The sequence below is a fragment of the Pedobacter sp. L105 genome, assembly GCF_009765875.1.
GTDB lineage: Bacteria > Bacteroidota > Bacteroidia > Sphingobacteriales > Sphingobacteriaceae > Pedobacter.
In genome coordinates, this window is record NZ_LMUP01000004.1 from 514,451 (window position 1) to 523,352 (window position 8,902).

Annotated in this window: 10 protein-coding genes; 3 read left to right on the forward strand and 7 right to left on the reverse strand. The window is 42.4% G+C overall.

The features are described from left to right. The first annotated feature begins 80 nt into the window (after positions 1-80). The gene (locus tag GSQ84_RS07350; RefSeq protein WP_158796605.1) at positions 81-686 is read left to right on the forward strand and encodes a thioredoxin family protein; all 606 of its coding nucleotides are present in this window, start codon (positions 81-83) and stop codon (positions 684-686) included. On the opposite strand, the gene GSQ84_RS07355 is transcribed toward GSQ84_RS07350, so the two are convergent. From GSQ84_RS07355 to dcd, 5 genes are all read right to left on the reverse strand, one after another. Further along, positions 683-964, reverse strand: a complete 282-nt coding sequence (locus tag GSQ84_RS07355; protein ID WP_158796606.1) for an ATP-dependent Clp protease adaptor ClpS — start codon at positions 962-964, stop codon at positions 683-685. The two genes, GSQ84_RS07350 and GSQ84_RS07355, sit on opposite strands and share 4 nt — an antisense overlap. Before the next feature lie 67 nt (positions 965-1,031). Beyond that, complete coding sequence (locus GSQ84_RS07360) at positions 1,032-1,907, reverse strand: SDR family oxidoreductase (RefSeq protein ID WP_158796607.1); 876 nt, start codon at positions 1,905-1,907, stop codon at positions 1,032-1,034. A 2-nt stretch (positions 1,908-1,909) separates the two neighbouring features. After that, positions 1,910-2,671 carry an enoyl-CoA hydratase/isomerase family protein gene (locus GSQ84_RS07365; RefSeq protein ID WP_158796608.1) on the reverse strand — a complete coding sequence of 254 codons (762 nt, stop codon included), beginning with the start codon at positions 2,669-2,671 and terminating at the stop codon, positions 1,910-1,912. Positions 2,672-2,676: 5 nt separating this feature from the next. Then, a complete protein-coding gene (locus GSQ84_RS07370) occupies positions 2,677-5,388 on the reverse strand; it encodes a TonB-dependent receptor plug domain-containing protein (protein ID WP_158796609.1) in 2,712 nt (903 codons plus the stop codon). 69 nt (positions 5,389-5,457) lie between these two features. Then, entirely contained in the window at positions 5,458-5,994 is a 537-nt protein-coding gene (gene dcd / locus GSQ84_RS07375; protein ID WP_158796610.1) for a dCTP deaminase, read from the reverse strand. A 66-nt stretch (positions 5,995-6,060) separates the two neighbouring features. Here dcd and GSQ84_RS07380 point away from each other — a divergent pair, with 66 nt between their 5' ends. Both GSQ84_RS07380 and lipB read left to right on the forward strand, forming a co-directional pair. After that, entirely contained in the window at positions 6,061-6,702 is a 642-nt protein-coding gene (locus GSQ84_RS07380) for a 4'-phosphopantetheinyl transferase superfamily protein (RefSeq protein WP_158796611.1), read from the forward strand. 10 nt (positions 6,703-6,712) lie between these two features. Continuing rightward, positions 6,713-7,408 carry a lipoyl(octanoyl) transferase LipB gene (lipB, locus tag GSQ84_RS07385; protein WP_158796612.1) on the forward strand — a complete coding sequence of 232 codons (696 nt, stop codon included), beginning with the start codon at positions 6,713-6,715 and terminating at the stop codon, positions 7,406-7,408. A 12-nt stretch (positions 7,409-7,420) separates the two neighbouring features. Here the strand turns inward: lipB and GSQ84_RS07390 are convergent, their stop codons facing one another. Next, complete coding sequence (locus tag GSQ84_RS07390) at positions 7,421-7,666, reverse strand: hypothetical protein (RefSeq protein ID WP_216848888.1); 246 nt, start codon at positions 7,664-7,666, stop codon at positions 7,421-7,423. Between the two features lie 123 nt (positions 7,667-7,789). After that, on the reverse strand, positions 7,790-8,812 hold the full coding sequence (locus tag GSQ84_RS07395) for a site-specific integrase (protein WP_158796613.1): 1,023 nt from the start codon (positions 8,810-8,812) through the stop codon (positions 7,790-7,792). Between the last annotated feature and the right edge of the window lie 90 nt (positions 8,813-8,902).

The window sequence follows — 8,902 nt, forward strand, 5'->3', positions numbered from 1 at the left end:
TAGTTTTCTAGTTGACGGGTGCAAAGTAACGGCCATAAAATTTAAAAACAGAGGGGTAACCATTTTATTACAACGGAATTATGGCCAATTACAGTAATATTTTTGTGAATGAAGCGCTAAGTTATGCAAATTACAGAGATTTAATAGACTTTCTGCTAAAAGAGGGCAAAACCACAGGTACTGATCATAGCGACTCTATGCTACAATATACGAGTCTGAATGTGCAGAGGATGAACAGAATAGAGAAGTCTGTTGTACTCAGTGAAGTGCTGGTTGAAGCTATTCAAAAATTGAGAAAAAACTACCTTTTACTGGTAATTTCCGAAGGATGGTGCGGAGATGCGGCACAAATTGTTCCTTTGTTCAAAAAGATGGCTGAAATTGAGCCAAAAAAGTTTGATTTAAGATTTATATTGAGGGATGAACATCTTTCTTTGATGGATCAATACCTCACTAATGGAGGAAGGGCTATCCCGGTATTGCTGGTGATGGATACTGAAGGTGAAGTGATCTGCAAATGGGGACCACGACCGGCAATATTACAGCAATTGCTGCAAGGCTGGCGGATAACAACCCCTGAACATGATGTATGGTCGGAAAAGCTACACCTATGGTATGCCCGTGACAGAACACATACCACACAGCTGGAACTAACGGCACTGGTAGAAAACCTGGAGCAGTCTTAATCTACCGTTACAGTCAGGCCTTCCTGCTGAAGGATCTTGCGGTAAACTTCCATTTCTGTAAACGACCCTTCCAGTACAGCGCATTTTCCTTTATTATGCACTTCCCAGGCAATCTTTTCTGCCTGAGTTTCTGTATAATCCAGGTATTTGGTCATACAGTGAATCACATGTTCAAAGGTATTGATCTCATCGTTCCATAAAATCAAACGATGAGAGGTCTTAAGGGACGTTAAAATCTCTTCCAGTGTAAATGTTTCTTCTTTTGTTTCTGTTGACATGATACAAAAATAAGCTAATTTCAAAAATAAAATGCTTTAAAAAATTTTTTGCTTCAGAGGTAACGGTTTAGCTACCTTTGGCCGACCTGGTCATTTGTTCAAAGCTGTCCCATAGCTCATCAGGTATTGCTTCCAGGCCGTTAAATTGTCCTGCTCCCTGTAACCATTCCCCACCATCAATCGTAATTATCTCTCCGTTAATGTAACTGGAGAAATCACTGACTAAAAATGCAGCCAGATTAGCGAGTTCCTGGTGTTCACCGATACGTTTGAGCGGCACCCTTTTTTTGAAGTCAAACTTTTCTGCCAGATCGCCGGGAAGTAATCGGTCCCATGCGCCTTTTGTAGGGAAAGGCCCTGGTGCAATGGCATTGGTGCGGATACCATATTTCCCCCATTCTGCTGCCAGGGAACGTGTCATGGCCAGCACACCGCCTTTCGCACAGGCTGAAGGAACAACATAGGCCGAACCCGTAAAAGCATAGGTGGTAACGATATTTAAAATATTACCCGCCTGCTTTTCTTTGATCCAGTGTTTGCCGAATGCCAGGCTGCAGTTTACCGATCCTTTTAAAACGATATCTATGATCGTAGAAAAGGCATTGGCCGATAAACGTTCTGTAGGTGAAATGAAATTCCCGGCGGCATTGTTCAGCAGGCAGTCTACCTGTCCGAAGGTCTTGATCGTTTCTGCCAGTACATGTTCTACCTGTGCATAGTCGCGCACGTCGCAGCTCAGGGCAAGTACTTTTCCGCCGGTCTCTTTTTCCATCTCCGCCGCAGTTTTCTCCAATACATCCGCCTTGCGGCTGGTGATCACCAGATTGGCACCCAACTTTAAAAAATAGGTGCCCATAGCTTTGCCCAAACCTGTGCCGCCACCTGTCACCACAATGGTTTTGCCCTGCAGTGCATCGTCTCTTAACATGGGTTGATTATACATGTTTATTTCTTTTGAAGGTTATCAATAATCATTTTCAGCAGGTTCCTGGTAGAAGGTGCCCACCATTGGGTAAGTACGGCTTTTAAAGTTTCTTCCTGATCAACCGAGGTAGCCGCAATCAGTTCTTTCCTGATGTTCAGTTTACTCTGCTGCCAGGTGTTGGGCTCCAATGCCATATATTTCCTGATCCTGCGTTCTGCAACGGTCATGATGCTTGCCGGGTTAACCAGTTCATCCACCAAACCTATTTGTAAAGCTTCTTCCGGACTGAATAATTTTCCTTCCAGCAAACTGCGGCTGGCATTGGCTTTGCCCAGCCAGAAGGCATATAAGTGGAAAATACTGTCCGTCACGATGATCCCCACCGGAACTTCATTTAATCCGATAATATATTTTCCTTCGGACATTACGCGTGCATCGCAGGCCAGGGCAATTACACATCCTCCGGCGGGGGAATGCCCGTTAATGGCCGCAACCAATGGTTTTTTGAAAGCAGTGATCTTCGCTGTAAAATTCAGGAAGAGGTGCCAGAACGATTTGATCTCTTCCTCATTATAGCGGTAAAGTTCTATCAGGTCCAATCCCGCAGAAAAGAAATTTTCCCTGCCGGTGATGATCACGCCACCGATGTTGGCATCGTTTTCTATGTTATATAGCATATCCGTGATTTCAGTGATCATTTCCCTGTTCAGCGCATTAGACTTGCCACGGTTAAGGGTAATCAATGCCAGACGGTCTTTTATCGTTACGTTGATGGTATTCATATGGGTTATTTTACTTCGTAAGTATATACATTTCTGGCCAGATGGCCTTCATTATTTATACCCTCTATTACAATTCTGTAAGTTCCTGTCTGGTCGGTATTGTAAAAATTGAACTTCGCCGTACCGTCTGCTGCCGTAGAAATATGCGGGTTCCAGTAAACTGTAGACCTCTGGTCTGTGCCCTGGTCTTTGTTCTCTGGTGTATATTGAGGCGAATAGAATTGCCTGATCGCATAATAACCTTTAGGTCTATAACTGATAATTCCAGGCGCATCTTTGGAATAACTGGTGTCTCCTCCTCTTTTTGTGGTGATGATTATTACACCAGCGCCACCCTGTGAACCATAAATAGCAGTATATGCTGTACTTTTCAATATTTCCACAGTCTCTACATCAGCGGTATTAATATCTTTCAGCGGACCAGGCAAGCGTTGATCGGGATCTGCCATTGGTACGCCGTCGAGTATAACTTCCATTGTTCTTCTTCCTCCATATCGTGAAAGAGAAGCGCGGCCATTGTTGAGCATCAATCCTGCAACCCTACCCTGCAGATTATTTTCGAAGTCGGGTCCGCTGTTTAAATCTTTAGCTGTGATTACAGCATCTGCACTTCCCGGCCCGTTCATATTAGAAGAATAATCTTGTTTCTTTTTCTTCTCTGTAATATTTACCTCTTTGAGCTGATGACTATGCTGTAGCAGACCGCGGCTTGTCAGCTGGTTAAAATAACCTTCGGTCTGATGGATATAACTTTGAATGGCTTCATTTACATTGACCTCTATATCTCCCGTGTTTTTGTTTTTTGTGATCACCTGTCCCGGGATAATATCCAGTTTGATCTCCACGTTTTTCTTGTTTTTCACATTTCGTGCCTGGACAACAAACTTGATGCTGTCGCCAAAAGAGAGATTGTTAAAACTAAAGTGTCCATTATCATCCGTCAGGGTATCTACCATAAACAATCCATGTGAGCTGGAAAATAAAGAAACCTTGCCCTTGGCTATAGGTTTGCCGCCGAAGGAAGTGATGGTTCCGCTTACTTTCATTTCTTTTTCAGCGGGGTAAACAGGAGATTTACTTAGGTCGCCATCCAGCTCTTTCCATAAGAATCGGGTCCAGCCCTGTGTTAACATCAGGTTATCCAGATCTTCTAAGCGCTGTTTGTTGGCAGGAAGAAAGTAATAATTCGGCTTTTCAATATATCCTTTCAGGTCGGAGGTAAGGAGTAAAGTACTAAAGATATTACTTTCATTATTCTCGTCAGGTGTTACGATAGACATATTGGTAACGGCTACGGAAAAGCTTCCCTGTGTGGGCTGATGATTGTCTTTTGCTAAAAGATCAAGGGATACGTTTTCTCTTTTGCCATAAACCGCTTTTAAATTGGAGAAGCCTGTCTCAATCTGGTCAGCAGGGTTCTCCACGAAAACCAATCTTTCTGCCACTGGCAGGTTTTCTGTATTGAACAATGTAAAATGAAGAATTCCTGAAGGGAGTTCTTTTTTAGCCACAGAAAAAGTGGTCACCTGTTTGGTAGATTTTGTTTTCAGCACCGCATACACGGTATTGTTCTGTGTAATCACCAATTTGATCTCTCCTTCACCAAGCAGTTTTTCACTGATCATTATCCTGGCGCTTATTTTTGTAGTGTCAGTATTGTTTAGCATAAAGGTATAACCTGCTGTTAATGCTTTTGGTACAGGTACCTGCTGTACTGTGCCATCTTTTAGTTTTACTTTAACGGTATAGGTTTTTCCAGGTTCCGGGTTCATCATTAAACTGCCCATCCCCAAATGATCGGTGGTAAAACTGCTCAGTTCAGTGCCCTCGCTGTCTGTAACGGTACCACTCACTTCTTCGCCGAGGCCGGATGTGTTGACTGCTTTGATCCCAACTTTTGAGGGCAGGTTTTCCACCAGGTTTCCGCTTTCAGGAAATAGTTGAACGGAAAGCATATTGCCGGCAGCTTTCAAAGGAATAGTTTTAACTACCTGCTGTTTATCTGCCAAAGTGATGGCTGCTGTTATTTTGCCCGATAACGGCTGTCCGGGCTGGCTGTTGGGGAAAGAGAAAGTCAGCTCACCCTGTGCATTGGTCTGTCCTCTGCCATGATCGGTCACTTTATCCTGAAGGATGATGGCGTAAGTTACTTTTTGTCCTCCATAAGGAAGCCCCTGTTTGTCTGTAAATTTAATAGCCGCGTTAACGGTTTCGGTATTATTCTTTTTGCTTAAAGAATAGGTAGTAGTGGTAAATACCCGGTTTGCCCAGGAATTGCCGATCTTGATCGTTTTATCGTAAAAGAAATCCGGACCGTTATTTCTCATCCATTGGGTATAAGCCCTGATCCTGTAATTCCCTTCCTGCAGGGTATCGGGTAATTTAAAGTCGCCCCAGCTGATGCCTCCAACCAATGGTAGTTTGATTTGTTTAGCCAGGGAATCATTCTCATTGATCAGCTCTACATATAAAGCATGACTGATGTTAGAGGGCTGCTTGGTCCGCGTATCTGTTACATAGGCCTTAAACCAGATATTATCGCCTATGGCATAATAAGGTTTGTCTAAATGGAGATATATTTTTTCCTGCGGATGGGACTCATTGTAAGCGGCCAGTTTTTTTAAAAGAATTTCAAAAGGATCGTCTACCAGACGGAAGGCAAAAATAAAGGTACATGCCGCCAGAAGAAAAAAGGGGATCAGATATTTGGCTCTCATTTGCAGTTAAAAAATAAAGCCTCAATGTAAGAACATTGAGGCTTAAATGCAAAAATAATTAATTGAATATTAAAAATTATTCTTCCACATCATGCTTTCTACAGGTTTAGTCGTTTTATTGCTGTATTTAGCGTCATCTTTAGCATTATAAAGCGTTGCTACGTCTCCTTCTACAGCGAAATAGATCAGCTGGCCGATAGGCATACCGGCATATATTTTCACCGGTTGGGCGCAGGATATTTCCAGTGTCCAGGTATTGCAGAAGCCTACATCGCCTTTTCCTGCCGTGGCATGAATGTCAATCCCCAAACGGCCGGTGCTTGATTTTCCTTCCAGGAAAGGAACATGTGCATGGGTTTCTGTATATTCCAGCGTTACGCCTAAATATAAAGTACCCGGTTGTAATACAAAACCATCTTTTGGGATCTCAAAATGTTGAATTTTATTATGCGCTTTGGCATCCAGCACCCTGTCGGTATACGTAGCCAGGTATTTACCCAGATGGACATCGTAGGAATTTGTGCCTAAACATTCTGGTTTATAGGGTTCAATGATGATTGTACCCTTTTCAATCTCTTCTAGAATGCGTTTGTCGGAAAGTATCATTTGTTAAGTCTTTGGGCGAAATTATGATTAATTTAAGATACTTTTACATTGATTTTTTAAATAGGGATGCCTGTAATCTATAATAAAGATATTGACGACCAGACTGTACTGGCAGTATGGAAAATTGAAGAGGGGGAAGAGGAGCTTCTCTCCGGCCTGCAGCTAAAGCAGCATGAGCTGGATTTCCTGGCTTCATTGAACAATGAGAAACGTTTGCTGCACTGGTTAAGTACAAGACTGCTGCTGCGTAAAACGCTCAATACGTCCGATTATATCGATTGCCGTATGGATGAACATGGAAAACCTTACCTGGCAAATTCTACCTATAGTATCTCGCTGAGCCATTCTTATGATTATGCTGCCGTCATGATTGGGAAAACCAGAAGTGTTGGCGTGGATATTGAACAGGTTAAAACTAAAATCCACCGTATCCAGCAGAAATTCCTGTCGCCGCCCGAACTGGCGCAATCTAATGTAAAAGATAATATTCAGGGGTTGTACGTTTGCTGGTGTGTGAAAGAGGCCGTTTATAAATGGTATGGAAAGAAAGGACTGGAGTTCAGGAAACATATCCATATACAGCCGTTTGAACTCAGGGATACAGGCGAGCTTACGGTAATCGTTGATTTACCCGAGGGCAGAAGGATGCTGAGCGTATGTTATTTTAATACGATACCCGGATATATGCTGGGTTATGTAGTAGGTTAATTTTAAGGTGATGAATAAAAAGGTAAAATTTGTGGATTGGGGACTGGTAGATTACCAGGAGGCATGGGAGCGTCAGGAACTGGTTTTAAACGAAACAGTTGCCATTAAAACCAGTAACCGTAACAACGGAACGGCTGAAGAAACTCCAAATTTCCTCGTGTTTTGCGAACATCCACATGTCTATACACTGGGTAAAAGCGGCCATCCGGAAAACCTGCTGCTGGATGAAAAGGGATTGGAAGAAAAACACGCTACTTATTATAAAATCAACAGGGGTGGCGATATTACTTATCATGGCCCCGGTCAGCTGGTAGGCTATCCGATCCTTGACCTTGATAATTTTTTTACAGATATTCATTTATATCTCCGCACACTCGAAGAGGCGGTGATCCTTACTTTGCAGGATTATGGTATTCCTTCGGGAAGATATCCCGGTTATACGGGCGTATGGCTGGATGCCGATAACGAAAAAGCCAGGAAGATCTGTGCGATGGGCGTTCGCTGCAGCCGCTGGGTAACCATGCATGGCTTTGCTTTGAATGTCAATTCAAATCTTGATTATTTTAAAAATATAGTTCCCTGCGGAATAGATGATAAGGATGTGACTTCTATGCAGCGCGAGTTAGGGTATGAAGTGAATATGGCTGAAGTGAAAGAGGTGCTTAAAAAACATATTGCCGCTCAGTTCAATATGGAGTTATTCTAAGAATTTTATCTATTACATACCTTTTCGCTTAAAACCTATCTCTGTTCTTGGCTGCTCTTCTTTTTCAATGAATTTACTTAGATAAGTGAACAGTAATTCTATTTTCTGGTCATGTTTCATGAGCTGTTTTTCAACCTGCTCTACCTTGATAAATACATCTTTATTTGCCATAAGCATTTCGCGGATACTGGCATAAATACGAATGATCTGGATGTTGACATGTATAGCCCTTTCACTATTTAATATACAGGATAACATGGTAACCCCCTGCTCTGTTTATGTAAGCTAAAAGATTATGTAAAGTACTGCCTGGATACAGCGATAAGTTATTGATTTTTAGCTTAGTTTACCAGGAATACTTTACATAATTCTTGTATTATTTCACTTAAGCCCTTTTAACCATTCCAGTAGTTCTGCATTTTTCAACCAAGCAGCATCTTCAGCTGATTTCTGGTTAACATCCACGTATGCCCTTTCTAGTGCTTCACGCTTCATTCTTGAGTCAGCCCGGGCGTATATTTCCGTGGTTGATACAGAGGTATGGCCCAAAAAGTCTCGTATGTAAACGATATTTACCCCGGCCTGAAGCAGATGCATCGCTTTTGAATGGCGTATTATATGTGGCGTAACTGTTTTAGGGAATAAGGATGGATCTATGGTCACGGCTTTTTTAACATACTTTTTTAGTATCAGGGTTATGCCCATACGTGTCAGTTTTTCATGGCGTCCGTTGCTGAATAATGGGTGCATAGCTGCATAAGGTTCCAATAACCTATTATGGGTCATATAGTTTTTAAGCAGTGAGACCTGATTTTCCATAAGTGGCACAATACGTCCTTTGCTTCCTTTACCAAAAAGCTTGATCGTATAGGGTTTATTAAAGCCAATTGAAGATGGCACCAGATCAATCATTTCCTGTACCCGTGCAGCACTGTCGTACATTAGCGACAACAAAGCCAGGTCTCTTTGTCCTTTTGCTGACTGTTGATCAGGTTGTGTCAGTAATAGCTTAATGCCTTCAATACAGATGTAACTTATGGTAGGCTTTCCGGTTTTTTTGAATGGAATCGACAATATCCGCTGCCATTCATGCATTTGCACAGGATGCCGGTACTGCAGATAACGAAAGAAGGAGTGCAGGGCTGCCATACGGGCATTGCGCGTAGATACACTGCATCTCCGTTCACTTTCCAACCAGTCCAGGAATGTGATAACACATTGCTGATTGATTGACTGAAGGGTAAGTTTACCAGCATCTATGCTATACTTGGTGTTTATGAAACCAAGGAACAGGATAAAAGTATCTTTATAAGCAGCTATTGTATTAGGGCTCACCCCTTTTTCTCCAGGCAGATAAAGCCCAAGAAAGTCGGTAAGGCTTTTCGAGAAGTCGGTTGGTTTCATAATCTATCCTCCTCATTTATTTCAGGAAAAACATCTGCACTGATATCATTCTCTTTTTTTAAGAGATCGGGGTACATTTCTGCGGTTAGC